Origin of the sequence: Chryseobacterium tructae, assembly GCF_030409875.1 — a bacterium.
Classification (GTDB): domain Bacteria; phylum Bacteroidota; class Bacteroidia; order Flavobacteriales; family Weeksellaceae; genus Chryseobacterium; species Chryseobacterium tructae.
Genome location: NZ_JAUFQR010000001.1, coordinates 3206981 through 3233610, shown reverse-complemented (window position 1 = coordinate 3233610; position 26630 = coordinate 3206981). Strand labels below are relative to the sequence as shown.

24 protein-coding genes and 1 pseudogene are annotated in these 26630 nt (G+C 36.7%); 14 read left to right on the top strand and 11 right to left on the bottom strand.

The features are described 5' to 3' along the window. The first annotated feature begins 30 nt into the window (after positions 1 to 30). The 11 genes from QWZ06_RS16075 (at position 31) to QWZ06_RS16025 (ending at position 10754) form a co-directional block, all read left to right on the top strand. Positions 31 to 2436 (top strand): TonB-dependent receptor, encoded by a 2406-nt coding sequence (locus QWZ06_RS16075; protein WP_290299557.1) that lies wholly within the window; start codon positions 31 to 33, stop codon positions 2434 to 2436. Between the two features lie 8 nt (positions 2437 to 2444). Beyond that, a complete protein-coding gene (locus QWZ06_RS16070; protein WP_290299555.1) occupies positions 2445 to 3317 on the top strand; it encodes a TonB-dependent receptor domain-containing protein in 873 nt (290 codons plus the stop codon). Positions 3318 to 3348: 31 nt separating this feature from the next. Beyond that, entirely contained in the window at positions 3349 to 4653 is a 1305-nt protein-coding gene (locus tag QWZ06_RS16065; RefSeq protein WP_290299551.1) for a beta-helix domain-containing protein, read from the top strand. A 334-nt stretch (positions 4654 to 4987) separates the two neighbouring features. After that, positions 4988 to 5410: a beta-helix domain-containing protein gene (locus tag QWZ06_RS16060; protein ID WP_290299548.1), complete on the top strand. Its 423-nt coding sequence runs from the start codon at positions 4988 to 4990 to the stop codon at positions 5408 to 5410. Continuing rightward, positions 5410 to 6285: a beta-helix domain-containing protein gene (locus QWZ06_RS16055; protein WP_494337516.1), complete on the top strand. Its 876-nt coding sequence runs from the start codon at positions 5410 to 5412 to the stop codon at positions 6283 to 6285. Before QWZ06_RS16060 ends, QWZ06_RS16055 begins: the two co-directional genes overlap by 1 nt. 437 nt (positions 6286 to 6722) lie before the next feature. After that, a complete protein-coding gene (locus QWZ06_RS16050) occupies positions 6723 to 6941 on the top strand; it encodes a hypothetical protein (protein WP_290299545.1) in 219 nt (72 codons plus the stop codon). A 2-nt stretch (positions 6942 to 6943) separates the two neighbouring features. Continuing rightward, the gene (locus QWZ06_RS16045) at positions 6944 to 7288 is read left to right on the top strand and encodes a T9SS type A sorting domain-containing protein (protein ID WP_290299543.1); all 345 of its coding nucleotides are present in this window, start codon (positions 6944 to 6946) and stop codon (positions 7286 to 7288) included. A 178-nt stretch (positions 7289 to 7466) separates the two neighbouring features. After that, the gene (locus QWZ06_RS16040) at positions 7467 to 8207 is read left to right on the top strand and encodes a hypothetical protein (RefSeq protein WP_290299542.1); all 741 of its coding nucleotides are present in this window, start codon (positions 7467 to 7469) and stop codon (positions 8205 to 8207) included. Between the two features lie 6 nt (positions 8208 to 8213). Continuing rightward, on the top strand, positions 8214 to 9557 hold the full coding sequence (locus tag QWZ06_RS16035) for a S41 family peptidase (protein WP_290299541.1): 1344 nt from the start codon (positions 8214 to 8216) through the stop codon (positions 9555 to 9557). Between the two features lie 36 nt (positions 9558 to 9593). Continuing rightward, positions 9594 to 9863 carry a hypothetical protein gene (locus QWZ06_RS16030; RefSeq protein ID WP_290299538.1) on the top strand — a complete coding sequence of 90 codons (270 nt, stop codon included), beginning with the start codon at positions 9594 to 9596 and terminating at the stop codon, positions 9861 to 9863. Positions 9864 to 10031: 168 nt separating this feature from the next. Next, positions 10032 to 10754, top strand: a complete 723-nt coding sequence (locus tag QWZ06_RS16025) for a sterol desaturase family protein (RefSeq protein ID WP_290299537.1) — start codon at positions 10032 to 10034, stop codon at positions 10752 to 10754. A gap of 172 nt (positions 10755 to 10926) precedes the next feature. Here QWZ06_RS16025 and QWZ06_RS16020 read toward each other — a convergent pair whose 3' ends face one another. Both QWZ06_RS16020 and QWZ06_RS16015 read right to left on the bottom strand, forming a co-directional pair. Beyond that, positions 10927 to 11205: a hypothetical protein gene (locus tag QWZ06_RS16020; RefSeq protein WP_290299535.1), complete on the bottom strand. Its 279-nt coding sequence runs from the start codon at positions 11203 to 11205 to the stop codon at positions 10927 to 10929. A 64-nt stretch (positions 11206 to 11269) separates the two neighbouring features. Then, positions 11270 to 11692, bottom strand: coding sequence for a MarR family winged helix-turn-helix transcriptional regulator (locus QWZ06_RS16015; protein WP_290299533.1), 423 nt, complete (start codon positions 11690 to 11692; stop codon positions 11270 to 11272). A gap of 51 nt (positions 11693 to 11743) precedes the next feature. Between QWZ06_RS16015 and QWZ06_RS16010 the strand changes: the two genes are divergently transcribed. Next, a complete protein-coding gene (locus QWZ06_RS16010) occupies positions 11744 to 12037 on the top strand; it encodes a P-loop NTPase family protein (RefSeq protein WP_290299532.1) in 294 nt (97 codons plus the stop codon). Then, positions 12010 to 13992: an ATP-binding cassette domain-containing protein gene (locus QWZ06_RS16005; RefSeq protein WP_290299531.1), complete on the top strand. Its 1983-nt coding sequence runs from the start codon at positions 12010 to 12012 to the stop codon at positions 13990 to 13992. Before QWZ06_RS16010 ends, QWZ06_RS16005 begins: the two co-directional genes overlap by 28 nt. A 235-nt stretch (positions 13993 to 14227) precedes the next feature. Here QWZ06_RS16005 and QWZ06_RS16000 read toward each other — a convergent pair whose 3' ends face one another. From QWZ06_RS16000 to QWZ06_RS15980, 5 genes and pseudogenes are all read right to left on the bottom strand, one after another. Beyond that, a complete protein-coding gene (locus tag QWZ06_RS16000) occupies positions 14228 to 15265 on the bottom strand; it encodes a phytase (protein WP_290299529.1) in 1038 nt (345 codons plus the stop codon). Between the two features lie 3 nt (positions 15266 to 15268). Then, a pseudogene (locus tag QWZ06_RS15995) lies at positions 15269 to 18078 on the bottom strand (TonB-dependent receptor). Between the two features lie 116 nt (positions 18079 to 18194). Beyond that, on the bottom strand, positions 18195 to 18578 hold the full coding sequence (locus QWZ06_RS15990; RefSeq protein WP_290299528.1) for a hypothetical protein: 384 nt from the start codon (positions 18576 to 18578) through the stop codon (positions 18195 to 18197). Between the two features lie 173 nt (positions 18579 to 18751). Then, positions 18752 to 19108 (bottom strand): nuclear transport factor 2 family protein, encoded by a 357-nt coding sequence (locus QWZ06_RS15985; RefSeq protein ID WP_290299527.1) that lies wholly within the window; start codon positions 19106 to 19108, stop codon positions 18752 to 18754. An 83-nt stretch (positions 19109 to 19191) separates the two neighbouring features. Continuing rightward, the gene (locus QWZ06_RS15980) at positions 19192 to 20025 is read right to left on the bottom strand and encodes a sigma-70 family RNA polymerase sigma factor (protein WP_290299526.1); all 834 of its coding nucleotides are present in this window, start codon (positions 20023 to 20025) and stop codon (positions 19192 to 19194) included. A gap of 280 nt (positions 20026 to 20305) precedes the next feature. Here QWZ06_RS15980 and QWZ06_RS15975 point away from each other — a divergent pair, with 280 nt between their 5' ends. Further along, on the top strand, positions 20306 to 20905 hold the full coding sequence (locus QWZ06_RS15975) for a hypothetical protein (protein WP_290299524.1): 600 nt from the start codon (positions 20306 to 20308) through the stop codon (positions 20903 to 20905). 86 nt (positions 20906 to 20991) lie between these two features. Here the strand turns inward: QWZ06_RS15975 and QWZ06_RS15970 are convergent, their stop codons facing one another. From QWZ06_RS15970 to QWZ06_RS15955, 4 genes are read right to left on the bottom strand one after another with little or no spacing between them, the layout of a single operon-like run. Then, complete coding sequence (locus QWZ06_RS15970) at positions 20992 to 22716, bottom strand: hypothetical protein (protein WP_290299523.1); 1725 nt, start codon at positions 22714 to 22716, stop codon at positions 20992 to 20994. Positions 22717 to 22730: 14 nt separating this feature from the next. After that, positions 22731 to 24248 carry a hypothetical protein gene (locus QWZ06_RS15965; RefSeq protein WP_290299522.1) on the bottom strand — a complete coding sequence of 506 codons (1518 nt, stop codon included), beginning with the start codon at positions 24246 to 24248 and terminating at the stop codon, positions 22731 to 22733. Continuing rightward, positions 24169 to 24939 (bottom strand): hypothetical protein, encoded by a 771-nt coding sequence (locus QWZ06_RS15960; protein ID WP_290299521.1) that lies wholly within the window; start codon positions 24937 to 24939, stop codon positions 24169 to 24171. Before QWZ06_RS15960 ends, QWZ06_RS15965 begins: the two co-directional genes overlap by 80 nt. After that, positions 24936 to 26630 (bottom strand): hypothetical protein, encoded by a 1695-nt coding sequence (locus QWZ06_RS15955; RefSeq protein WP_290299520.1) that lies wholly within the window; start codon positions 26628 to 26630, stop codon positions 24936 to 24938. The genes QWZ06_RS15960 and QWZ06_RS15955 overlap by 4 nt, the downstream gene beginning before the upstream one ends.

Sequence of the window (26630 nt, the reverse complement as noted above, 5' to 3'; positions counted from 1 at the left end):
ATCATCTTAATCAAAAGAGAACACTTAGATATGAAAAGTTTGAAATGTGGTTTTACCATAGCAGCCTTATTTTTTACTGTTGCAGCAGAAGCGCAGGAATTGGTTCAGAAAGTTTCATTTTCTGTACCTGCAAGCAGACCATTAATTGAAATTTTGGAAGAATTTGCAGGAAAAACAGGAATGAGGCTGGCCTACTCAAAATATGATATTAAAGAGCTGAAGGTAAAAGGGGTGAAATGTGAAAATTCCTCTATCAATAGTTGTCTGAAAGACATTACCAACGGTCTTCCGGTAGTCTTTCGTTTACATGGAGATCTCATTTCAATAAAGTATGAAAGCTCAAATGCAGGCGTACCGGGAAACGGGCGTATCTCAGGGAAAATAGTTGATGAAGTGGGAAATCCTGTTATCGGAGCAGAGATCAATATTGCAGGGAAAACAGCCTTAACTGATAATAACGGAGATTTTTCAGTAGATCTTCCTTCAGGGCTTTATAGTTTGACAATCAAAGCTCCAAAATACAACACACTCAGAGTAGAAAAATTATCAATTACCAATAAAGAAACAAATACAGTTTCCTTTGCACTGAACAGGGCATCGGATAAAATTACAGACATCAAAGAAGTGGTTGTGACAGCAACCCGTAAAGCAGATACTCAGGCAGGATTATTGGCTCAGCAGAAAAAAGCAGCACAAATGAGCGACGGAATTTCTGCCGAACAGATTGCTAAAACTCCTGATAATGATGTGGGGGGTACTTTGAAAAGAGTGACGGGAATTACAACTATAGATAACAAATATGTAGTTGTAAGATCTATGGGAGAAAGATGGAATACAGCAGCGATGGATGGTATCAATCTGCCAAGTACTGAAGCCTACAATCAGAATTTTTCTTTCGATATTATTCCAACGGCTATGGTGGAAAGCGTTGTTGTCAGTAAATCTGCAACGCCCGATATGAATGCCAGTTTTGCGGGAGGTTTTGTAGAGGTAAGAACCAAAGATATTCCCAATGAAAACTTTACAACTGTAAGTATGGGAACGTCTTATAATGATCAGACTGCTTTTAAAGAATTTCTGACCCGTAAGCGTGGAAAATACGATTATTTTGGTTATGATGACGGAACGAGAGACTTCCCTCAGGGACTTCAGCCTATGAAATGGGATAATCCTATGTTTTTTGAACAATCCAGCCAGTTCAAGAACGATAACTTTACCAACTATAAGACCAGAGGAGATATGGGTTCCAATTTGCAATTGGCATTAGGAAGAACATATGCTCTTAAAAATAATAATAAATGGGGTTTTGCCGGAGCATTTATTATCAGAAATGAGCAGAATAAGCTGGATATAGACCATACAGGGAGAGGAAACTGGTTGGATACTACAGGATTTGCTTTTGATGCCAATGGAAAAATGCCTTTTTATAATTTTAAAAATACAGGAGCTTCCTATAATTATAATTCTACAGTAGCAGGAATGCTAAATTTTGGGTTGCAACTGGGAAAGAGTAGAATTTCATTCCGTAATTCATACACTCATATTTACGATAATACATTGACAAGAATTACAGGCTGGGATGAAAATACCAATGGAAGTGGTTCACCTGCAGCAGCAGAAGCTTCGTACAATTACTTTTATCATGGAATTGTTCCCAATAATGATCCTTCAAAAATTCCATCTTTAGATAAACCTTTTACGGAGAATACGGTGTATCCTGTTTATCAGATGTTTTTACAGAATAAACTGGAAGGAAGCCATAAGCTTGGAAATATGGAAATCAACTGGTTCGCTGCCAGAACTGGAGTTTCATCAGACACGAAAGATTATACTCAATACAAGACTTTATATAAGTTTATAGGGCGTGAGATCCTGAATTATCATGTAGCCAATAATAGTGCGAGTGATTTTGCAAGAGGATATATTACCAGCAAAGAAACAGATTATAATTATGGAGCTTCTTTTAAATGGGGACTTGACAGAGGAAGTTTTAAAAATGATATTAAGGTAGGATATGCCGGAGCTTCAAAATCCAATACAAATCAACAACAGAAATTTTTATTGAGAGTAGATGGAAAAAGGGATGTCCCGAATCCAAAATTTTTAGAAATGTATGGATCTCTTGCTGATTGGTTTGATGGTTCTCATTATGCACCCGGAGGAATCGGATGGGAGACCAGACCATTGTATGTAGATGATGGAAAATATGAAGGGAAAGTTGAACAACACGCTATGTATGTGATGTTTGATAACCGCTGGAAAAATAAATTCAGATTAGTATGGGGATTGCGTGCTGAATATTTTCAATATGATCCTATTTTTCAGCAAATTGAATCTAAGAATGATTCCAATAATTTCGCTGAAGTAGGAATAGATGATAAACCATGGCAATGGATGCCTTCAGCCAATTTTACCTATAGTCCCACCAATAAATAAATCTGAGATTGGCCTATGGGAAGACCGTTATTCGCCCTCAGTTTAATGAGAGAACCGGATTGCCTTACTTTGATCCTATAGCCAACGGGTTGATTTACAACACACACATGGTGTCCTCTACAGTCAATAATTACGATTTTAAATTTGAGTGGTTTCCGGGATTGGGGGAAATATTCTCTGCCGGATTATATTATAAGGATATTGATCGACCTATTGAGCGTGAAGGACGTATTTCTAACGATGGAAATCTATCATTGTTCAATGGAAATTCAAAAAATGCAAAACTAAAAGGAGTAGAAGTAGAGGTACGAAAAAATCTTGGATTTATTGCTGAAGGATCATTTCTTGAAAAACTTTTTATCAGTGGGAATTTCACTTACAATACAACAAAGGTAATCGCTTTTAAAGATCAGTATAAAACAGGCGAGAATGATGAAACCTATGAAGTAGACAGACCTCTTTACGGGCAAACCCCATATGCATATAATGTCGGATTGATGTATGATGGCGATCGATTGGGTTTCAACTTTTTATACAATGCCAAAGGAGATCAGTATATAACAGTTGGATATGCTTATAACGGAGAAGAAATCCAACGTCCTTATGCTGTTGCAGATGCCCAGATCTCATATAAACTCTTAAGAAACAGAAATCTGGAAGTAAAACTGAATGTAAGGAATCTCTTCAATACGGTAAAGGAGTATTATAACAACTTTAATTCTTATTTAGGGCACACAGACAATACAGGAAATAAGACAGCTCGGGAATTGCAGACCCTGGTGCCTGGTGCAACAACTAGATATGATAAAGATATTGATAAGATCCTGTTCCGTGCTTACAGCGGAAGAATATTTGGGTTAAATGTCATTTATACCTTTTAAAAATCATCAAACACATAAAGAAAACTAAGAAATGAAAAAATTACTATTAACCGGGATAACATTATTCTCATTTACAGCCTGTCAAAAAGATGACTTAGCAGATTCTCCTGCTCCTTTTGAAATGAAGTCTACTTCAGCGGAATATATTACCGTTTCTGAACTTCCTGTCACTTCTGTGAGTGGGGATATCACTTCCAATACAACCTGGAGTGGTGTTATTGAAATGGATGGAATTATTAGGGTTAAAAATGGAGCTACATTAACAATTCTTCCAGGAACCTATATTAAAGCAAAACCGAATAATGATTGGGCAGCTGCTAATGGAATTCTTGTAATCACCAAGACAGGAAAGATCAATGCAACAGGAACAGAATCTCAGCCCATTATTTTTACAAGCTATAAGCTTCTGGATGGAAATGAAGATACAACAGCGACTCCGGGTGATTTTGGAGGAGTGATCCTTTTAGGAGATGCTCCTACGAATGTACCTAGTACAACTTCTATTGAAGGATTAGGTTTTAGTGGTGATCATTATTTTGGAGGAACTAATCCGTCTCATAATGCCGGAATTATGAAATATGTACGCATCGAGTTTGCAGGATACGATTTTACTGGAGCCAATTCTGGTAATGAAGTGAATGGTTTGACATTAGGAGGTGTTGGGAACGGAACTATATTAGATCATATTCAGGTGTCTTACAGCCTGGATGATTCTTTCGAATTTTTTGGAGGTACAGTAAACGCTACCAATTTGGTTTCTTTTGCTCCTGAAGATGATAATTTCGATTTCGATAACGGATATACGGGAACGATTACATGTGCTCTTTCTTTAGGAGATTATCGTTCCTATCATGCCACGAGCGGTGGAAGTTCTGATTCTAACGGTATCGAATTAGATAACAATTTCAATGGTACAGCCACTTCCTTGATTACAAATCCTACCATCAACAACATTACGATCATTGGGGCAAAATATGGAGCCGCAGGACAGGGACTTGTTTATGAAAACGGGATTCATATCAGAAGAAATGGAAGACTAACATTAAACAATGCTGTTGTAACAGGATATCCAACGGGAATCAGGGTAGAAGGAACAGGTTCACAGCTTTCCGCAGCTTCTAGCCTAAATTCAATCCTTGTACATGGGTTCAGTACTTCTGTTATGGGTTCAGGTACAGCAGGAATCCCAACAGCTAATCTTCTTACAGGAAGTACAGCAGCATTATGGGGGATGAACCAACCTTTCTTCAATGAAGGAAGCTGGAATGTGTCTCCAAGAAATTGTGGCGGATTTCAGGGAAACTGGACAAAATATGATTTCTCGATTTTGGAATAATTGCTAAAAACAGAGATGTTGAATATACAAACTCCGGTATCCCTAAAGATAAAAAAGAGCTCTAAATATAGATGTGCACAGGTTTCGGAATCCTGAAAATGACTTGGAATACTACTGATGATGCGCACAACAGTACCGAATCAATCAAAAACCGGCTACTATTGCCTTTTCCCGGAAAATAGTGGATCAACAGGGAACTCTTGCAACTCAGCTCCTCCTGATCTGTAGGATGAAAACAATAACCAAATCGCAGAAATATGGAGGCGAATATTTCTGAATATTAAAAATTTCCGGTCATAAAAATAAATAACCGGAGCTATCAAAAATTATAACAATGAAAAGATTAACTCTAATTGCAGCTGCTGCATTATCTCTTACAGCTTGCCAGAACGATCATTTAGCAGATTCTTCAACTCCTTTTGAAATGAAACCTACTTCAGCTGAGTATCTTACAGCTTCTGCACTTCCTGTTACTAAAGTGAGTGGACCTATTACGTCTAATACAACATGGAGCGGTGTCATAGAAATTGATGGTACTGTAGCCGTTAAAAACGGAGCTACGCTTACGATTCAGCCTGGGACATTTATTAAAGCAAAACCTAATGCAATAGGAGAAGGTTCAGGAATTCTGGTTATTACTAAAACAGGTAAAATCAATGCTACAGGTACTGAATCTCAGCCAATTGTTTTTACAAGTTACAAACTTTTAGATGGAGATGAAGATACTACAGCTACTCCAGGAGATTTGGAGGAGTAATCCTTTTAGGTGATGCCCCTACGAACGTACCTTTTACAACAACTATTGAAGGATTAACCGGTAGTGATTATTATTTCGGAGGAACTAATCCTTCTCATGATGCCGGAACAATGAAATATGTACGTATTGAGTTTGCAGGGTATGACTTTGTAGGAGCTAACTCTGGTAACGAAGTAAATGCTTTATCATTAGGAGGAGTTGGAAATGGTACTGTTCTAGACCATATCCAAGTGTCTTACGGTCAGGATGATTCTTTTGAATTCTTCGGGGGAACTGTGAATGCTTCGAACCTGATTTCTTTTGCTGCAGAAGATGATAATTTTGACTTTGATAACGGATATACTGGAACCATTACATGTGCTCTTTCTTTAGCTGATTACAATTCAGCACACACAGTAAGTGGCGGAAGCCCGGATTCTAACGGTATTGAGCTTGATAATAATGCAACAGGTACAGCGACTTCTTTAATTACAAACCCTGTTATTAACAACCTTACTATCGTAGGAGCTAAATTCGGTGCTGCAGGACAAGGAGCAGCTTATGAAAACGGTATCCACATCAGAAGATATGGTAAATTAACTTTAAACAACGCTGTAGTAACAGGATATCCTGTAGGAATCAGAGTAGAAGGTACAGGATCTGAACTTTCTTCAGTTTCAAACCTTGCTTCCATTCAGGTTCATGGCTTTACAACTTCTGTGATAGGAGCGGATACAGCAGGAATTCCGGCATCTAACCTTCTTACAGGAAGTACTGCCGCATTATGGGGAATGAGCCAGCCATTCTTTAATGAAGGAAGCTGGAATGTATCTCCAAGAAACTGCGGTGGATTCCAAGGGGCTTGGACAAAATACAATTTTGCTATTGTAAACTAAAAAATAATGAAAGCAAGGAATGGCTTAGGCTAATTCCTTGCTTTCCTTTTCTTAAAAAAAACTCTTAATACTCAGTATCATGAAAAAAATAATTTTATCATCTGTTCTGTTTATCTCAGCTGGCTACAGCACAATCTCTGGTATGGGGAAATTCTTTTGATACTCCTGCCGATCTTCAGGGATGGACATTCCATGATCTGAATGGCAATAACAATGGATGGATTCAAGGTTTCAATATTTATCACAATGGAACCTCTTTAGCCTACGGAAGCACAGGTGTTCTAAGGCATTCTACGAATCTGGTTCCTACTGGAAGTGCAGCCGGATTTGGAACAGAAGATGACTGGATTATTTCTCCCCAGATTGACCTTACAGGTGCTGCGGGAACAATCACTCTTGCTTCTTATATCGGAAGACAGAGAGCCACACATACTATTGTGAGCCGGGATCTTTATATCTATGTAAGTACTCCTCAAAAAGCAGTTCCTGTGTTAGCAGATTTTCAGGCTATGACAGTAGATGGATCAGGAAATTATTTACAAAGCCCATATAAAATACAGGTAGGTTCATCTACAAATCCTTTTCCATCAGATCTTACTCAATTTGCAGAAAGTCTTGTAGACCTTTCGGCCTTTGCAGGAAAGAAATTTATATAGGAATGTGGGCAAACAGAAATGCCAGCGGAAATAATATTATGAACATTAATATTGATGAGATGGCGATCTATGCGACCTCATTAACCTTAAGCACAAAAGATATAAAAAAGAAAGAAAATATTACAAAAATTGCAGAAAACCCAGTAAAAGAATATTTACAACTGCAGCTTAATCCAGCATTAAAAGAAAATAGAGTAACAGTTTATCTTTATAATGCTGCAGGGCAAAAAGTACTTACCACTCAATACTCTAAATTAATCAACATCGCAAATTTATCAGAAGGAGTGTATATAGCGGAAGTGACTGATGGAAAAACAACAGAACGTTTGAGTTTTATTAAAAAATAGACGTACTGTTTTTAAGCTGATCATGAAAGAAAATATGAAATTTTAATTTACAATAATGGATGGGCATTTTGATAAGAAATGACTATCCAGAACATATCCAAATAGTTTTTTTATAATTGTTATATTGCCCGGCACAATGGGCTGGGCAATATTTTTTAAGTTTAAAACAAGATAAAAGATGAATAAAATCTTTGCACTCATATTATTAATGATATTGTTTTCCTGTACAGACAATACTGTGATGGAGAAATATGACCAGGTACAAAAACCTGGAGAAGTCACTGTCAAAGGATTCTCTAAACCTGATGTACTTCAGCTGAGATTCAACGGAGAACCTATATCTATTGGTGGGGAAACCTCTTATACCAACAAAATAGAAACCACGATTCAGTTTGTGCAGGATCAGGGAGAAACCAACAAACTGGCAATATATAATCATGAAACAGGGAAGGAGGTTATACGATACAATATTACCTATAATAATGTAGATGAATATAAGAAATTATACTTCTTCCATCTTCCGGGAATCTTTCTGGAGGCTGAGGTTATAAAACCACAGGTCAACCTTGGACGGGTGGGATTTGAATTTATTTTTCCGAATTTAGGAGAGTTTTCAGGATCATCCCTTAAAAATGTGAAAGGAGTTTTAAAAAGAGAAAATGGGGTGGTACTGGCAGAATTTGATAATATTGGAAAAAAGAGCTTTACTCCGGTGAAGATATACAGCTCTTTCGGTATTACAGCCCCTGTATATCTGGAATTGTATAAACCTGGAACTACAGAACCTTATGCAGGATCAGAAATGATTAAGGTGAAAATAAAACAAGATATGGGTGCTAATATGATCATACTTCAGGAAAAAACAGAAAATGGAGTATGGGTAGTAAAAGGAGATGTTGATGTAGCAGAATACTTATAATTTGGGATGAGAAAATTTTTAAAACTTCAGTTCATAGTCTTAATCATCATCCTGATTTCGTGTACAGATAATGATGAAAAAGCACCTGAATTTCCTGAAGGAAGTACAGAATCTGTTAATCTTTGGGTACAGGATAGCCTGAAACGGTATTATTACTGGGCAGATCAGATGCCATCAAAGCCAGATTATCATCTTCCTGTAAAAGACTTTTTTAAAAGTATGCTGGCTCCTCAGGATCGGTTTTCTTTTATCGTAAATACTGAGGATCCTTCCAGCTATCCACGTTCGATCCGGAATATGTATGGCTTTGATTATACCGTGATTCAGCAGGCAAATGGTCATGTGATAACGATGATTAAACTGGTACTTAAAGATTCCCCGGCATTCAATGCTGGACTTGAACGGGGAATGATTATTACCAAAATCAACGGAAAAACAGTGACGGCAAGCAATGCAGAATCTGTAGCTTCAACCATGAAAGATCTTACAGTGCTGGATCTTAACGTAGGAAATTGGAGCAACGGAGCCATTACCAATGAAAAAGAAATAAAAGTCTATTATGGAGTCTCTTTTGACCAGCCGTTATTGTCTAAAATATTTGAAAAAAAAGGTAAAAAGGCGGGGTATTTATATATCTATGACTTTCCGGATGGGATGACGCAGAAACTTAGTCAGAAGTTTGCCGAGTTTAAAGCTGCCGGAGTACAGGAGCTGATCCTTGATCTGAGGTATAACTATGGAGGTTCTGTATCAGCCGCTGCTGCCCTTTGCTCTCTGATTCCTCCGGGGATCTCATCTAATTCCCCATTCATCATTTTTAAAGGAAATAAAAACGGCGGTGAAGTGAAAAGAACTTTCTCCCAACAGATTACCTATGATCCAAAAGCGCTTGATTTTAATACTTTACGTACAAATGCATTAGGACTCAATAAAGTATACATTTTGAGTTCAAACAGTACAGCTTCTGCAGCCGAAATAGTTATTAATAATTTGAAACCCTATCTTCAGGTTATTCAAGTGGGAGATGTAACCTTAGGAAAAGATATGGCAGGGTTCACCGTAGAAGATAAACGTAAGCCTCAAAAAATCCATTGGCAGCTGCATCCGGTTATTTATAAAGTATTTAATGCTAATGGTGCCGGAGAATACAGCAATGGGATTTCACCGCAGATTTCGGTTAATGAGTATACAGTATTGCCTTTATTACCTTTAGGTGATCCCAATGAAACTTTGATTTCTTCAGTTTTGAATGGAGCTCAGTTTAAATCTGTAAATCAAGGAATATCTTCCGAAAATGTGAAGGTCTTATATCAAAGTGATGTTCCTCCTATATCTGTGGGTAGAAATTGATACCATAGCATTCTTAATTAAAGAAAAATTAAAATCATGCAGGGAATTGAACCAAAACTTCACACTAACCTGACCAGTCGGATCGAATATTACCGACTGCTGATAGAAGCTGCAGATCATTCTGAAGCGCATTCTTCCGATGTTATTACACAAATTGCTGAGTTGGCCAATTTGTATGAAGAATATCTGAAGAATAAAAAGAACCTTGAAGAAAGTATAAAAAGCTATAGAGCCTATCATAATGATCTAAGAAAAAAATTGACGGTACGGCTTCGTGAAATCAAGAGAAAAGCACGTGCAAAATAATTTATTTGTAATACGTTATCATGAAAATTAAATCATAAAATTTTATTTTGAGATCAATATGAAGACCTCTTTTAAAACTGATGATTTCAAAAGATATTTATAAGGTTTTTTCTCTCCTTATTTGAAAATTCATACATTTATGACATCAAGTTGAAAGACGATGCTTTTATGAATCTTAATGAAACGGTACTTTCTGGTTATGTACATATGTTTTGGCAGTTTTCCTGGCCACAATGGATCGTGTTCAGTCTGATGAGCAATGTTTTTTTGTATTTATTTTCAATAGGATTATATCTCTTTATTGATAAAACCTGTCGTAAAAGTCCATTGCAGGATAAAGATCATCCTGTGTCAACATCAGACTTCTACCTGAGCCTTTTTACGGTTATCTGTAATAGTCTTGTGATGCTGATAGGTGTTTTTCTATGGAAAAATAGCTGGATTGAGCTGGGAAATACCCAATCTGGAATGATGATCATTCTGGAAATTATAGTGCTCCTCCTTTTAATGGATCTTTTCATGTATTTCTTTCATTATGCAGCTCATTTACCTGTTGTCTATAAAATGATACACGGAAAACATCATGAGCATGTAAGTACCAATTATCTGAGCCTTTTTGTGCTACATCCTTTTGAAACCATAGGTTTTGGACTGATGATGTTGGTTTTACTAATAGGATATAACTTTTCTATCGTTTCCATCTCCATTTATTTGTTGATTAATCTTATTTGGGGAACGATAGGACATCTGAACAGAGAGTTTTTCCCAGCTTGGTTTGATCGATTCTTTGTGGGAACCACCAGATTCCATAATCAACATCATTTGGATGAGACTAAAAATTTTGGATTTTATACTTCTATTTGGGACAGATTGTTTGGAACGTATAAATAAGAGATAGCAGTCCTCAAAAGACATTCCATTGTCACGAATCCACGACTAGGATTCTATTTACAATGCGTTTTAATGACCCTTCGCTGAGTGAAACGCCCTTGCGAACACTATTTTACTCATTATTTTAGAAATTCCTTGCGTCTATTGTGTTTAAAATAATAAAACAGTTTACTCAATTTCCATTCAATTCTTTTGCTTCATCCCAGCAGGCTGCACAAAGGATTTTGTAGTCACAACGGATGAACCAATTTTCACGATCCTGATCTGTTTCAATATGCTCTTGATCTTGTTCACACTGATTGCACCAGGCATCGGGACGCCCAAGATCACCTTCATCATATGTATGAAAACCTACAGAGATTTGATCCAAAAGACTATAGGCGAGATGAGTACACAATAAGCCAATTTCTTGCTTCCCATGCATAGAACATTCTGTATATTTCTTTGACATTTTAGAATCTGTATTGGGAGGAATGTTTCCCAAAAATACAATTAATTATGAGTAATCAGAAGGGCTAAAGTTTAATTTCATGTAACACTTTGTTCAGTAAGTAATTAAAATGCTCGAGTTCAGCAGATGTAAGGATACTAGCGGTTTGTTGCGTAATGCTTTTCCGGAATGTTTCAGAATTTTCAACTACAAATCTGCCCTTTTCAGTAACAGTGAGATTGAATTTTCTCCGATCTGTTTCATCCTGATTTTGATTCATAAAGCCATTGTTGATAAGTGTTTTTAGCTGTTTCGATACTGCGGCTTGGGTAATTTTAAACGCTGTTGATATTTCTTTTCCCGTTGCTCTGTTTTTTCGCAGAACAAACTCAAGGATGTTATAATGAGAAGCCGTAATTCCATTGATGTCTCCTCTGTTCATATGAGCGAGAATAAGACATTGGAAATCGGTAAATGTGTCAAAAAATTTCTTTTCAATTGGTTTCATGTAATAAATTGATTAACTTAGTTAACTATTAACAAAGTTAATGATTTTGAAATGGAAAACATAGAAATTACCCATGCAAGACAGAATAATCTCAAGAATATTTCCATACAAATTCCAAAATATAAGATCGTGGTTTTTACGGGAGTATCAGGATCAGGGAAATCTTCCTTAGTATTTGAAACTATAGGAGCTGAAGCACAACGGCAGATTAATGAAACACAGAACAGTTTTATCAGAAACCGTTTGCAACATTATGGGATTCCAGATGTAGACAAGATTGTAAATCTGAATGTTCCTATTATTATCAACCAAAGAGGTTGGGAGGAAATGCTAGATCTACTGTAGGAACTGCTGCAGATGTTTATGCTTCTCTGAGATTATTGTTTTCAAGAATGGGACATCCCTTTGTAGGGTATTCTAATGTATTTTCATTCAATAATCCGCAGGGAATGTGCCCGGAATGTGAAGGATTGGGTTATGTACAAACAGTGGATGTTAATATGCTAGTTGATCAAACAAAGTCTTTAAATGAAGGAGCTATTCAATTTCCGACCTTTCAGCCTGGTGGATGGCGTCTCACAAGATATACCCAGTCTGGTTATTTTGATAATGATAAAAAATTGAAGGACTTTACTCCTAAAGAACGGGAAATCCTTTTATATGCGCAGGAACATAAACCTAAACATCCGGATGAAAGTTGGGGCAAAACTGTGAAATACGAAGGAGTTATCCCACGAATTGAACAAACATTTCTTAAAAAGGATTCTAAAGAAAATATAACGAGAAAAGAAGCATTACGTAATGTGGTGATTACAAAAGTTTGCCCTTCCTGCCAAGGAAAGCGGTTAAATGAAAAGATTCTGAGCTGTAAAATCCAGGATAAAAATATTGCAGATTGTACTGCACTTTCTATCGATGAGCTATTGGAGTTTATCAACAGTCTCGAGTCAGCAGCTTATGAAGTTATTATCAAAGAACTTTCCGGTAAACTACAGAACATCATGAATATCGGGTTGCAGTATCTGACATTGGATAGAAGTACAAATACTCTCTCAGGAGGAGAATCTCAACGAATAAAAATGGTAAGAAATTTGGGAAACAGTCTGGTGGATTTGCTGTATATTTTTGATGAACCAAGCATTGGCTTACACCCAAAGGATTTGCAAAATATTAATACGATCATTCAACAGATTAAAGATAAAGGGAATTCTGTTTTGGTAGTGGAACATGATCCGGATATGATCCGAAGGGCAGACTGGGTGATTGATATGGGACCGGGCTCCGGGAAAAATGGTGGCGAAGTGATATACGAAGGAACTTTTGGAAATTTAAAAAAGTCCAAAGGAAAAACAGGGTCCTATTTTAATAAAAAAGCCAATATTAAGGAGCAATTCAGGAAATCTACAGGTTATCTTGAAATAAAGAATGCCAGTCTTCATAATATTGAAAATTTGAGTGTTAATATACCCACTGGGATTATGACCGTTGTTACCGGAGTTGCTGGTTCCGGAAAAAGTACTTTAATTAATGACATTTTACCTCAATTTTATCCTAATTTAACGGTGATAGATCAGTCATTATTTACAGCCAGTGCCCGTTCTAATCTTCTCACTTACTTGAATGTTTCCGATACTGTACGAAAATTATTTTCCGAAGCTAATCACGTTTCAGAAAAGCTTTTTAGCCGTAATAGTGGAGGAAGTTGTAAAAATTGTAGAGGATTGGGAGTAGAAAAAATAGATTTAGCTTTTATGGATGATATTGAACAGCCATGCGAAGTTTGTAACGGCTCTGGTTTTGATCCGAAAGTTCTGAAATACCAATACAATCATCAAAATATTGTAGAAGTGATGAATATGACGGTATGGGAAGCAAAACATTTTTTTTCGGATCAGAATATCACTGGAAATTTTGATTTGCTGATAAAGTTAGGATTAGACTACCTGACCCTGGGACAAAGACTGGACAGTTTTTCCGGTGGCGAAAGGCAGCGTTTGAAACTTACAAAGGAACTGAAGAATACCCATCAAATTATTGTACTGGATGAGCCAAGCACAGGGCTCCATCCAAGTGATACTCAAAAATTGTTATCTTTTTTTAATGATCTTGTTGATCAAAATAATACATTAATTGTTATAGAGCACAATCTGGATATCATTGCTCAAGCCGATTGGATCATTGATATAGGCCCCGGAGCTGGAAAATTTGGTGGAAAAGTTTTGTTTGAAGGAACTCCCGAGGACTTATTGAAAAATAAGATATCCTATACTGCAGAATTTTTGAGACAGCATATTGAATAAAAAATAAACCATTAAGATTTTTTAAAGAAAATAAGAATAGTTAAGAGAAAATCTTACGATTTTTATAAGCCCTAACTCTTAAAGCAAAGCTCTTTCTTAACCTTTCTTAAACCCTTATGAGATCTTAATGGTTTAAAACGATGTTATAACCACAAATGTCACCAATTAGAACCACAATGTCCACAATACTCTTTGTGCTATTTGTGAAAGTATTAGTGTTCTTCGTGTTTAAAAATTATTGTTTTGCCTTTATAGCAGCCTGTATTCTTTCTTCAACAATTCTCCAGTCATAAAAATGGAAAACCCTGCCATTGCTCATCGCAACAAACATTCCCTTAGGAAACTTTGATCCCAGATTAACATTCGTTACTTCAGAGCCATCGCTTTCAAGAGTAGAAACAGGAATTTCTGCAATTCTTCCTTTAGCCGGATTCTCTCTTAAATAGACATTAAACGTATCATTCTGCTGATTAGATACCAAAATATATCCTGTATTTTGAGAAGTAGGGTAAATCGAAATCCCTTCTACATCAGATTTAAAATCACCTTGCCCGAAAACAAGAAGCTCTTCGTTTCCTTTGGCCGGATCTGCATGATACTGATGTACTCCAAATTGCTCGTCAGAATAATAAATATATCCCATCTGATCATCTACAGCAATACTTTCAATCTCTTTCAAACCACTATATTTTCCAAACTTTCGTACCACATCGCCTGTAATCTTTCCGTCTTTTTCAGAAAGTTTATATTGCCATAGATAGCCGTCTTTTGGTCCTGATTTTCTTCCGGCAATCACAAAAATATCTTCCGTTTTCGGGTTTTTATACATTGAAACCCCCATAGGGCCGCGTTCAGCTTCCCCGTCAAAAACAGAAAATTCACCTATTTCCTTCAGCTCAGGAAGAGTATAAAGTTTTACTTTATTCGTCTCCCGTTCTGTAACCGCTGCGATGTCTGTCTTTTTCCCATTCAAAACAAAACCATATTCAATATCTACATTGTTGGGGCGCTTAAGTCCCAAAACTTTATGGGTGATTTTACCATTTAAATCAAAAGCGTACAGTCCGCCATTAGTATCTTTATCTGTTCCGATAATGATGCTTTTTGATGCGTTCTTGGGATTGATCCATATGGCAGGATCATCGGTATCATGAACTACCGTTTCTGTAATAACCGTTGGTTTTAATTTTTCTCCTGATTGATTCTGCCCTTTACAGCTTATCACAAGAGGGAAAACAGCAAGTGCTGCTATATAATATGTTATCTTTTTCATCTTTTAAAAATCAAATTTTACTCCTAAGGTAAATCTAGGTCTATAGTATTCTGCCTGTGAAGTTCTGCTTGGAATTCCCTGGTAATATCTTAACGGTTGGTTGGTCAGATTATTGGCCTCAGCAAAAACTCTTAACTGACTTGTAATTTTATAGGAAGCATTAGCATCCAGAAAGAACTGTTTGTCATAATAACGGTCATCAAAAGATTTGCCACCCAGCTCATCAATATAATGAGAAGCATAGTTCATAGAAACTCTTGCAGAGAAGCGTTTGTTTTCCCAGGAAAGAGAGCCGTTGAACATATGAGGAGCCGCTCCCGGAAATCCTACATCTGTTCTTTCCGTTCCATCTTCACTGGTGATTCCTTTAGCTTTGGAATGAGTATAGGTATAGTTGACATAAATTCCCATTCCTTTCCAAAATGCTCCGGGAATAAAATCTAATTGTCTTTGTAAAGCGACTTCAAAACCATAGATTGCTACATTGTCTCCATTACGCTGCTGGGTAAATTTCCAATTGCTTTCTCCTGCAGGAATAGGGTTGGACTGTCCTGCAAAATCGTTAGCAAAGTCATTGGCAGTATAGTTTCTTCGTGAAAAAGTATAAATAAAGTCTTTCAGGTTTTTATAAAATAGACCTCCGGAAAGAATTCCCACAGATTTAAAATATTTCTCTGCCATGAAATCGAAATTATAGGAATAGGTAGCTTTAGGTTTGGATTCCCTGCTGAAATGATTTCATCCTCTGAAATAACGTTAAGATAAGGAACCAATGAATAGTAATTTGGACGAGCAAGTGCTGTGGTAAATGCCGCACGAAGTACAAGATCCTGAATCGGAACATATTTGAATGACAAGCTAGGAAGTAGATTGGTGTAGGTATTGGTATTGTTGATTTTTCCAACCAAATCTTTTTCATTCATCACGTAATTTCCGGTGTAATCAATCTGAGTGGTTTCTACACGAGCTCCGGCAATCATAGAAAGTTGATCATTAAAGTCCTGATCCCAACGGATATACCCGGCATAGATCTGTTCTTTTGCACTATAATTATTGGAAAGGAATTTTGAGGGTTTCGACTTCCCATTAAATAAGTTGGTATTAAATAAATCCAATCCGCCCAGATACGCCGGATCTACAAATGTGCCCGGAACATAATTTCCAGGCTGGAAGTTGTTTCCATCAAGGTATACTGTTGGCACAGAAAGTAAACTTCCCATACTGCTGTTAGGAGTGAAAGCAAAAAAATCATTATTTCTTTCTTTTTCCTTTAAACGCATACGAAAGCCGGTACGAAGCCTTCCTTTTTGATCTGTAATCACAGAAAACGGAAAACGGACATTCACTTTCGCTCCAAATTCTTTTTCCTGAGTAAAGCTATTAGCATCAGAAAGATCGCTTAGTTTGTAACTTCCTAAATTATCGGCTGCAAGTAGATTAATCATTGGTTTCCTTGGATCACTAAGATCAGGCGAGAAACTCATCTTGCTGTTTTCGAATTCAATATAACGCTGATGGGGTTTGTCCTCACTTGCTATTGCATAATTCATAGACCAGTCTAGATCTACTTTAGAGCCTAGTAAGTGTTCTCCTCTCAGAGCATAATTTTGTACTTTTTGCTTTTCAAGACGAGTGTTGTCATTATGAGAATCTCCACCTTTATTCTGTCTAGTGATGCTGCCTTTCCAATCTATGATTTCAGATTCATCAGCATTATAAACCGGTTTTATTTTGTAGCCGAGTGCAAATCTGTTTTCCTTATCATTTCTGAAGTTATACATAGCTGAAGCATAGATCTTGTTTTTAGAATTGAATTCATAATCCATATTCAAATCAAAACTATGCCTGATACGATGCTCATTATAGGAACGAACACCCATTTTACTGATGTAAATGGTTTTTGCAGCGTCATTGGCCTGGCTCCATACAGGTTCTATATTATCTGAACCGAAATTATTATTGTTATAAGAGAAGCTGAATACAGCCCCTAATTTTTTGTTGAGAAAACGGTTTCCATAAACAAATCCGGCGGTATAATTTCCTTTTTCACGGATAGGATTGTATCCTCCTGCCAATGTTGCGGAAATCCTTTGTCCATTGGGAGAAGCCCTTGTAATCAGGTTTACAGAACCTCCAATAGCATCGGCATCCATATCCGGAGTTAAAGTTTTATTCACTTCAATAGTGGAAATCATATCAGAAGGAATAAGATCCATCTGAACATTACGGTTATCTCCCTCCGCAGAAGGAATTCTATCACCATTTAAAGTGACAGAGTTCAGGTTGGGAGCAAGACCTCTGATGATAAGGTTTCTGGCCTCTCCCTGATCATTTTGTATGGTAATTCCCGGAACACGTTTTAAAGCATCTCCGATATTGGCGTCTGGGAAACGTCCGATTTGATCAGAAGAGATTACATTGGTAATATTGGCATTATTCTTCTGTTTGTTTAAAGCTCTTGCCTGATTTTTTAATGTTGTTCCTGATACTACAACCTCTCCAATACTTGTTTCCTTTTTATCAAAAATGATATTTTGCTTGGTGTTTTTATCAGACTCTACAATTACATTATATTGATGCGCTCCGTAACCAAGGTAATCCACCTTCATGGAGTAACTTCCTGGGGGAACATTCAGGAAAACGAAATTTCCATGTTCATCAGAAGTAGTATAGATATTGCCAGGGCTTAGAGAGATTTTGGCTCCCGGCAGGGCAATTCTGGCGTCGTCGTTAATGTTTCCGGAAAGAGTACCGGATTGTGCATAGAAAAATAGAGAAGCACAAAACAAAACAGATGTAAAAATTTTCTTCACTTTCTTTTTATCGATTAAAATTGAAACAAAATTAAACGTCTGTTTGGGAAATGAGTTGAAATAAAAATTAAGGTTACTTTAAGAATTGTTAATACTGGAATCAAACTGAAAGTTTTTTAAATTTCAGATCCAAGATTTTTTGCAGAAAGATCTCCTTCCAACATAAAAGTAAGTTCATCACATTTGATGATTTTATTTTCCTGAATCGTGAACTCAGCGAGTACTTTATGAAGAACAGTACTTCCGTCTTTCAATACTGATTTTGCGATGTGATGGGTAAAAATGATATTTCCATTTTCAGCATAATTGATGAGGCTAATATTTTGCTCAGCCACTTTTTCCTTAAGTTTTTTAATATGCAAGACGAACTCGTCATAATTGAGCTGATGATGATCTACAAACTGTGTGTAATCTTTGGAGAAATAGGTTTCAATAGATGATAAGTTAAATACAGGATTTTCTAGAACATCGGTGAAAACCTTTTGGATAATATGTTTCATAAGGGTATTGTTATGAAACAAAATTATCATCAAACCTGATGAGTAAACGATAACATTTGTAAACAGTTTATTGAAAAAATAATCGTACAGATTCTTTATTGAGCCACGAATCCACAAATATTACCAATTATTTTCACCTATGCATTTTTATTCGTAAACCCGTGGAATCTTAATTATTTAGTTTCTATGGAAGGAATATTGGTAATAACCTGCCACTTTCCGTTTTCCCGGACACAAGTGATAAGGGATGAAAATAATAATGCTGAACTTTCCAGTGAAACCTGAACATAAGCAATATTATTTTTTTGTTCCAGAGAATGATAAGTAATTTCACGAGGTTTTCCACCAAATATTTTATCCCTTACTAATCCAATATATTCCTGTTTGGGAATGACAATGATCCCCGGCTTGTCAAAGAATCCGTCCTGGATATTCTGATAATCCTTATGAAGGATTTCTTCCAGAAGTGCTGTATCACTATTATCACCACCTTTAATAAATTTTTCGATTGCTTGTTTGATCTGTTCCATAATGAATTGATTTGTTTTAAAGTTTCAGACTGTTGTAAGGTAACTTTTTGTAAAGACCCCTTGTATTTTTAAAACGTGACAGTTTATTGCAGTCTTTTTAATTTTTCAGGATCCACAATAGAATAGATCTCACGGATCATTCCGCTAGCATCAATATCTAGAATATGACAGTTATAAATACGATCATCCTGCCAGAAGCAAATAGCCGGCTGATGATTAAAAATATGAAAACTATGAGGCTTTTTACCCAGAAATTGCTGTTGTACATATGCCAAAAGTTGCGCTGTAGCTGATTTTCCAACTTCCACAGCTTTGATGACACGAACACGTTTTCCACCATCTGCAGACAGCTTAATCTCATCAATAAGAAGTTTTTCAATATTAGGAATATCGCCTTCACTCAATGCCAGCTGATATTGCTGAAGAATATCAGTATGGATAGAGGTATTCATGTTATCCGGCCTGTATTGTATATTTTGTAATTGTTTTCCTGCACGGCTTAGCAGCTTTCGGGAATTTTCTACCGAAATATCAAGAGTTTCTGCGATCTCCTGATGAGAATAATCAAATGCTTCCTTCAAAATATATACTGCACGCTCTCTTGGATTCAGCTTTTCTAGAAGAACGAGTAGGGTATAGCGGGTCGTTTGTTCCTTAATGAGTTTATTTTCTGCATTTTCAAAAGAAAGAGGCTCAGGAAGCCATTCTCCATACACCATTTTTTTGCTGTGTCTATTTTTAAAATTAATAGCATGATTAATGGTGCTTTTGATCAAAAAATTGGTTTCATTCCTGATTTCAGACTTATCTAAAGAAATATATTTTTCGATTACATCCTGTACCAGATCTTGAGAATCTTCATAAGAACCGGTAATATTATAGGCATAGGTAAGCAGTTTGTTGTAATTTTCCTGCATGATATTTCTTTTTAAGACAAACTTAGTGAAGAAAACGTGACGAATTTGGATAAAAGTAAAAAGTAAAAAGTAAAAAGTAAAAAGTAAAAAGTTTTTCGCTAAACAATAATTATCCATACGGATATCAACATCAATAGGGGCGGGCTTTAGCCCGCTCAACACATAAAATAATCAGCATTCCATTGGCTTTAGCCAAAACCTGAAACAACATGGCAGCATTATAAATTATTTTTCCCAATTTGCATTTACAAAATACCAAACCTTAAAATTAATCAATAAGATGAACTCATTCCCAGAGATTTTAACAGATGAAAATGCTAAACAAAGGCATCCTGATTTTAAAAAAGCATTATTTGATCTTAATGCTAAAGATATCACAGCTAAAGATTTGGGATTTTTGATCCATATTTATACGACTACTAAAGAAATTTCTTACCGGAACAGAATCCTAAAACTACTGTATAATCATAAAGATCCTGAACTTCAGTTATTTTTTGAAAAAGCATATAAAAAAGAAAGGTATCATGATATGAAAGTGTATGCCTTACGTGGACTGGCTCAATTTGCAGAAGAAAAAGAGATCATAATGCGGATTGATAAACTTAAAATCTCATTGGCCAAAACTGAGACCACGACTCCTTATAATTACCAGGAATATGAACTGTTAAGAGGAAAGAATGCACTTCCTTTTTTGGTTGAAAAATATAATTATGTTTCATTCAAAGAATTCCTGGCACAGGTAAATGAACAATATGAAAGAATGCCGGATGCTTTTAAAGGACATATTACAACCGATGAACACGGAGAAATTGTTCCTTTGAGAGCTTCTAGTGAGAGTACAAAAATGATACGTGATTTTTTTGATGGGATGAAAAAATAAAGGAATAAATCAATAAAAAACCGCATTGAAATGACTTCAATGCGGCTCATGGTTATTAGTTGGTTTGAATGAATTTCTGATGATTTCTAATCATTATCTACTCTGATCCATTTTCCGTTTTCTATTCCTTCATAGAAATGATCATTATGATAAATGATAGCACCCTGAATATGGGATTTGTTGGCTGGAAGAGTAAGGTTTTCTGGTAAGGTATTGTTATTTCGGATCATAAATACATCACTTCCTTCCTTTACTACAACGCCTGTTCCTGAGATAATTCTTGTCACACCAGCATCTGCCGGAGGATTGGAAATTGTTACCGGATTTAGTTCTGATAAACGTCTTGCTCCCATAGCAGAAGTACAACCTCTCAGCACATTATCCATGACCATCATCACACCTGGAGTAGGGCAATCCGGATTAATATTGACAATGATCTCTTTATTGTTGATGGCAACCGGACAGGCTTCCCCATTAGCAAAACGGATGCTTTTGAGACGATATACGGCCGTTCCCGTCTGCCCTTTAGAATGAAGAATAATCGCTTCACCATTAGGAGCTGAGGTAATCGTCTGATCCGGGCCACCATTCATCGAATAAGTGAAAATATAGGTTTGAGCAAGAGATCCTTTAAACTTTACCTGTAGATCTCCAGCTGCCTGTTTGGAGGCACTTATGGATGAAGATGTTGTATTATCGGTAGGTAAAGCAATTGAAGAGATCGTAAAATCTTCTGTAATATTACATCCATCCTGGCCGTAGGTTACATTTACTCTGTAATTTCCTGGCTGTGTAAATGTTACTAATGAACCTGTACCTATTACTCCCGAATTGGGGGTATTAAGTTTTGTCCAGGTATAGGTTGCATTAGGATCTGTACCATATAAAGTAGAAGCATTATAGGTTTTAGGGAAATCTGAAGCACAAATTGCCTTGTTTCCGCCAAACCCTGCAGCCTGAACATCTGTAGGAATAATCGAAAGATTAGAAGTATTGCCTAAATCCTGGCTATTTCCATAAGCATTTACCGCACGGGAAAAGTTCATATCCCGGATAGAGGCATAGAACATCGTGTATGTTGCTGCTGGATCCAGATTAATTGTATTTTGTCCTGCTGTAGATCTCAGTACAGAAATTCTGTTACAAGGAGTTCCTGTCATAAAAAGGTTTTGCGTAACGGTTTGGCTGTTATCTACCTGATAAGATCCCGGATTGAAGTATAAGGTTTTGTATTTTCCTGAAGAAGTTAAAGTACTTACACTATTGGTGGTTGTACTTCCGAGAAAGGTCATTTTGTTGAAACTCCAGACTCTTGCTCCTGTATTTACAATACCATCTTTCCAAACCGTCAGATCTCCAAAATTGAAACCTGCAGAAGTATTGGTAGTAAAATATCCCATATCGGCTTTCACATCAGCAGCATTTAATGTAAGCGGATTAGTGCCTGACGAGATCAAGAAATAAGGACTGTAAAAATTATAAAAAGGAAGAGAGGCCATATAATAATTGGCTGTACCCGCACTGTTAGTTCTAGTCCCTGTAAGAACAGACTGTCCAAGATCTACAACCGGATTATTATTAACGGATTGATTCCAGCTGAAATTAACCAATGTCATAGGATGGCTATTGGTTTTGAACCCTGCTGCATTAAGAAAGTTAATATCTCCTTGATATGGACTTTTCAGTTCAAAATAATCCTGAGCATTTACATTCAAATGGATGAAAGCTCCTTTTGTATCAATATATCGCGTTTTTCCGGTGGCAGTTCCCTGAGCCATAATAATATTTCGGGTAAGCCCAAAACTAGACATCGGAACTATAGTTTTTACATCACTTTGTAAGTTAATATTTCCATAAACGCTAAGGTAATAAGGATTTCCACCATCTGTAGTGAAGTCAAGAACCGGTTGGTTGGCTGCGTTATTGAAGGTAACATTATTGGCTTTGAAAGATTGGCTCCTCTGATTTGTATCTTATTCAGAGTGGATGTGAATCCTGAATTCTGATCAAAGAATACATTGTCCACTGCAGTGGGAATATCACAAGCGTTTACAGGGACTCCGCCAGAAGTTAAAGACCAATGTTGAGGATCTCTCCACAATCCTTGCCCTCCGATCCAGTAAAGATTTCTTGAAACAGAAGAAATTGCATCCTGGAAATTAATCCCACTATTTCCACCAAGATCTGTACTTGAAGTAGCAGTGTATATTTGTCCACCGGAAGAGGTAATAGATTTTAATTGTACCTTATCTATTGCATAATTGGATGGATTGGTACTATAATTAGGCAGTACTAAGGTTCTCAACTGAGCGCTTGACGATGCAAAAGTAACCCTGTCCAAACAGTCACCCAAAATCTTCAAAGACTGATTGACCTGCAAATTTCCTTCTAAAGCGACATGATTGTTCTTTTCAATAGTCAGATTATTGACTGACATTGGTGTTTTAAGAACAATGGATGGATTTATTTTATCAATTCTTGAATTCATTGCCGAACGGATGATAAAGTTATTGATGATCCCACCCGGAAAATTAAAGGAAATAATATAATCAGTATTGGTCGTTGTATTGGTGTATTCTATTCTTTCAAAATAATGATTTAAGTTGCTGAACGAGATATCAACATCAGAGCCACCGGAAGACCTGAATAATTTAATCACACTATTTGAGGTGTTGATGACCGGTTGCTTGGTATTAATTGTGAAATTGCTGTTGACTGTAAGATCTGCATTGTCCATCACCAGCTTCGAACCATTGAGATTAAAAATGATGAGATTAAGTACAGTACCACTTATATCCAGATTATTACCGGGAATATCGGCTTGGCTGATGATTGAAGAACCGGTAAGGTCATATTGTGAAGATCCTCTGTTGATTTTCCATTGAGCATCCCCTGAAAAATTGAAAGCGCTTGTTGCCCCGTTGGGAGTTACACTTTTTAAAACACCAGTAGGTTTGTTGATGTTGATAAAAGTAAATCCACTGAAGTATCCGGCATCATAATATCCGGCATGCAGTACCATATTTCCGTTGACATTTATTTTGTAGTAATTGTTAGTTCCTCCAAAATAAGATCTTGATCCGGAAGTTAATCCACTGAATGTAATATCATTTACTGAAACATCATTACTCATCTGTATGGGTGTAATTCCAGTGGTGGAAAACCCCGAATATTGGTCAAAGAAAACATTATCGTTAATGGTAGGAAGACCGCAGTTGGCTGTTGTTCTTGCACTTGAAGGATCCAGAGACCAATGGCTGAGATCATTCCAGCTTCCGCCACCTCCTTTCCAATAGAAGTTTAGAACTAGTGGTCTTGAAATTGATCCCGGAATTATTTCCATTGTCAATAGAATTGCTGGCGTTGATAGGCTTAGCCCCTGCAACAGGAGTACTATAGACTGCATTAATCCCGGAAATATTCATTCTATTCAGTTCAACGAATCCATTTCCGTTGATATTGTTGCCCAGGATCAGATTATTTCCACCCTGACCTGTTAAATTAAGAATAAGATCACAGTCTGCACGATTGAATATCCAGCTGTCGGTTATTGTAAGTTTTGTTGTCGTATCAAAAATCGTAATATTGGAAGCCGCATTAATGGCTACATTTTTTGTATTAATATTTCCAAAAAACCTGATATCACCATTGTTTACCTGAAAAGTGTTAGTGTTCAGATACTGTATATTTCCCAATAAATTTCCTTCCTTATAGGCTTTACCAAAGAAATGCCCGTTATTTCCCGAGCTGTAATAACGTCCGTTGTAATTTTGAAAATATACAGACGTATTAGGAGCGGTAATGGTTTGTTTCGTCAGAACATTTAAAAGAGTTTGATTCAGCAAAGCATTATCTATATTAACATTGTTACCTCCCAGCCAAAGTTCACCAGCTTTTATTTTTCTTCCGTCAGCATAAAGGTTACTGGTTAGGGCATTATTATCAAAATTGAAAATACCTCCTACCTCTACATCATAAGGAGTTCCCGAATTAGAGGGCATGAGGTAGAAATTATCATTTCCATAGATGTTCAATTGGTTGACTTTCTGACCTTCAAACTCATATATCGATTAACGGTTGGGTCTCCTGTATTATATTTAAGGAAATTAATTGCCACAGGAACAGACATATCTTTCTGAAGGTAAAGATTACCATACAATGTGGTAATAATATTCAAAATAGGGTTGGCAGGAGCATTATTCCAGGTCATATTCCTTATTGAAGCTGTTGTTCCGCCATTATTAACGATGTTATTTCCCGAAGTAAAACCTGAGTTTTCATTAAAGATCACATCATCATACATGATAGGAATACAATTGGCAGAAGATCCTCCTGATGTGAATGACCAATGGGCAGGATCATTCCAGTTGCCACCGCCGCCTATCCAGTAATATGTTTTTGCAGCTATCCCCGGATAAGTAATAGCACCGGTATTATTGCCTCCATCTATGCCTGCTGTTACAGAAGCTCCTCCTGTAAGCTTTACAGAAGCTAAATTATATCCATTAAAAGCGACTGTTCCATTTCCATTAATAGAACCCGGAAGAATCAGATTTAATGGTAATGTAGGCTCTACAGCTGCAAACTTGGGAATGATTCCGTTACATGAAGTATTGGCAATAAGGGTTTGATTAACTTGAAAATAAGGATTAGCCGCAGTCTGTCTAAAGTTGTACTGTCCGCCATTCAAAGTAAGATTATTGATATCAAACTGTGTAGCTCTGAATATATTATTTCCCTTTCCCAGGGTCATATTCTTTATTTCAAATCGTGTTCCTATCAGTTCGGCACTTCCATCACCCAAAACCATATCGTTGGCTTTATATAGATTAGCATTCATGTAGAAGGCATACAGATTAACCTTATTAAAATTAAACTGAGTTCCGGTAAAATTACCTCCTGCTGTACCTACTCCGGTTATTTCATCTACTGTAAGAAGATTTCCGCTTGTTATTTGGGAATAGTTTGAAGCTGTCAGGAGTATTTTTTTGATATTCTGGGTAGTTTGTATCGTAAGTACAGGAAAAGAAATCGTAGCCTGGGTAAGATTAGCTGTCGAATTGAAAGTCATAGTACTCGTGGTAGTTACTGTTGAAGACCTGAAATTGGAAGCAGCGGCTGAACTATGGCTGAATACCATCGTATTGATATTTTTATTGTCAGTATCTAAAAAAGCATTGTCATTGACGTTGAAAAAGAAAAAGCCATTGCTTGCAAAATTTTTCACAAGTTTGAAAGTTCCGTTTCCGTTAAGATTAAAGTTAGATGGATAGTTCCCGCTGATAGAAGAAGGATCAATCATATTATCAGGAACATCAATCAGGTTGGGAGTAGGATTGGAACCGTCTGAAAACAGATTCATCGTAAGATTATACAATGCCGCGGCATTGGACTTCCATTTTAGATTTCCATAAACATTAAAAATACTTGCTGATGGGAAGCTCAGTTTAGTAGTAAATGAATCATCTATAATGAAATCTTTACACGTAGCTGATGATGGGATGGTTAATGTTCCTCCACTAGCAAGAAAACCACTTCCTGAAGTAATATAAACATTGTCATAGCGGGAAGGAATAATAGTAGCGGCCTGTCCTGATGTAGAGCCTATTCGCCAGTGATTCAGGTCACTCCAGCTACCGGCGCCGCCTACCCAGTAATAATTATTCTGGGCGAAAATACTCTGGCTGATCAGAAAGAGTAGAATGAGATATAATTTAAATTTCAT

Excerpts from the sequence above, each read along its gene's own strand:
- QWZ06_RS16075 (WP_290299557.1), top strand. The coding sequence starts at position 31 with ATGAAAAGTTTGAAATGTGGTTTTACCATAGCAGCCTTATTTTTTACT.
- QWZ06_RS16065 (WP_290299551.1), top strand. The coding sequence starts at position 3,349 with ATGAAAAAATTACTATTAACCGGGATAACATTATTCTCATTTACAGCC.
- QWZ06_RS16060 (WP_290299548.1), top strand. The coding sequence starts at position 4,988 with ATGAAAAGATTAACTCTAATTGCAGCTGCTGCATTATCTCTTACAGCT.
- QWZ06_RS16045 (WP_290299543.1), top strand. The coding sequence starts at position 6,944 with ATGTGGGCAAACAGAAATGCCAGCGGAAATAATATTATGAACATTAAT.
- QWZ06_RS16040 (WP_290299542.1), top strand. The coding sequence starts at position 7,467 with ATGAATAAAATCTTTGCACTCATATTATTAATGATATTGTTTTCCTGT.
- QWZ06_RS16035 (WP_290299541.1), top strand. The coding sequence starts at position 8,214 with ATGAGAAAATTTTTAAAACTTCAGTTCATAGTCTTAATCATCATCCTG.
- QWZ06_RS16030 (WP_290299538.1), top strand. The coding sequence starts at position 9,594 with ATGCAGGGAATTGAACCAAAACTTCACACTAACCTGACCAGTCGGATC.
- QWZ06_RS16025 (WP_290299537.1), top strand. The coding sequence starts at position 10,032 with ATGAATCTTAATGAAACGGTACTTTCTGGTTATGTACATATGTTTTGG.
- QWZ06_RS16020 (WP_290299535.1), bottom strand. The coding sequence starts at position 11,205 with ATGTCAAAGAAATATACAGAATGTTCTATGCATGGGAAGCAAGAAATT.
- QWZ06_RS16015 (WP_290299533.1), bottom strand. The coding sequence starts at position 11,692 with ATGAAACCAATTGAAAAGAAATTTTTTGACACATTTACCGATTTCCAA.
- QWZ06_RS16010 (WP_290299532.1), top strand. The coding sequence starts at position 11,744 with ATGGAAAACATAGAAATTACCCATGCAAGACAGAATAATCTCAAGAAT.
- QWZ06_RS16000 (WP_290299529.1), bottom strand. The coding sequence starts at position 15,265 with ATGAAAAAGATAACATATTATATAGCAGCACTTGCTGTTTTCCCTCTT.
- QWZ06_RS15990 (WP_290299528.1), bottom strand. The coding sequence starts at position 18,578 with ATGAAACATATTATCCAAAAGGTTTTCACCGATGTTCTAGAAAATCCT.
- QWZ06_RS15985 (WP_290299527.1), bottom strand. The coding sequence starts at position 19,108 with ATGGAACAGATCAAACAAGCAATCGAAAAATTTATTAAAGGTGGTGAT.
- QWZ06_RS15980 (WP_290299526.1), bottom strand. The coding sequence starts at position 20,025 with ATGCAGGAAAATTACAACAAACTGCTTACCTATGCCTATAATATTACC.
- QWZ06_RS15975 (WP_290299524.1), top strand. The coding sequence starts at position 20,306 with ATGAACTCATTCCCAGAGATTTTAACAGATGAAAATGCTAAACAAAGG.
- QWZ06_RS15970 (WP_290299523.1), bottom strand. The coding sequence starts at position 22,716 with ATGTCTAGTTTTGGGCTTACCCGAAATATTATTATGGCTCAGGGAACT.
- QWZ06_RS15965 (WP_290299522.1), bottom strand. The coding sequence starts at position 24,248 with ATGGAAATAATTCCGGGATCAATTTCAAGACCACTAGTTCTAAACTTC.
- QWZ06_RS15955 (WP_290299520.1), bottom strand. The coding sequence starts at position 26,630 with ATGAAATTTAAATTATATCTCATTCTACTCTTTCTGATCAGCCAGAGT.